This window comes from Protofrankia sp. Cr2 (assembly GCF_963555885.1).
Taxonomy (GTDB): domain Bacteria; phylum Actinomycetota; class Actinomycetes; order Frankiales; family Frankiaceae; genus Protofrankia.
Genome location: NZ_CAUVXG010000041.1, coordinates 1 through 698, shown reverse-complemented (window position 1 = coordinate 698; position 698 = coordinate 1). Strand labels below are relative to the sequence as shown.

Below are 698 nucleotides of genomic sequence, written 5' to 3'. Positions count from 1 at the left end.
CGCGCCACCGACTCTTCGGTGAGGATCGCACGCAACGCGGCGACGTCCGTGGGGCGGCCAGGACGGACCGTGACATCGCCATCAACAAGCAGCGGACGCGTTTCCACAGGCTTCCCTCCGATCCGAGGCCCTCTCAAAGGTGACGCCACTCAAGACTCCACGGCGACGCCACTCAAAGGTGACGGCGCACCGGAGGGCCACCCAGAGTGGACCATGCCGGTCCGCCTTCCGGACTTCGGGAGTCCGGGACCGGACCGGACGGCGTCGTCCACTGGAACAGGCCTCGCTGGAATGGCTGCCACATCGGCTGCCCGTGGTCAGCGTCGTCGGGTCCGTCGGTGACCACGGGCGGACCTGGCGCTCGGGTTACGCTGATCGTCGCAGGGCAGCTCCGGTGAGCAGCCGGTGAGCAACGGGGGCGGTTGTGGACGAGCCACAGGGGCCGGGGCGGTGACCCAGGTGAGCGCCGCCCAGCCCGTGGACGGTGTCCAGCCTGTGGACGGTGCCTTGCGTGCCTGGGCGGTCGCGCATGCTCGCACCGTGGGCCGCACGGGTGATCCGTCGGGGGCGGCACTTCAGCCTGACGATGCACTGCCGGCCGGGCCGGCTGGCCGGCTGGTGGTCACCACACGGGAACGGCACACCCTGACCGGCCACACCAGAGAGATCAACGCGGTGGCGTGGGCGACCGGTCCGGA

At 70.8% G+C, this 698-nt stretch carries 1 pseudogene; it reads left to right on the top strand.

The annotated features are described in order from the left end of the window. Positions 1 to 459: 459 nt before the first annotated feature. Positions 460 to 698 (top strand): annotated as a pseudogene (locus tag U9978_RS17245) (hypothetical protein); the annotation flags it as partial.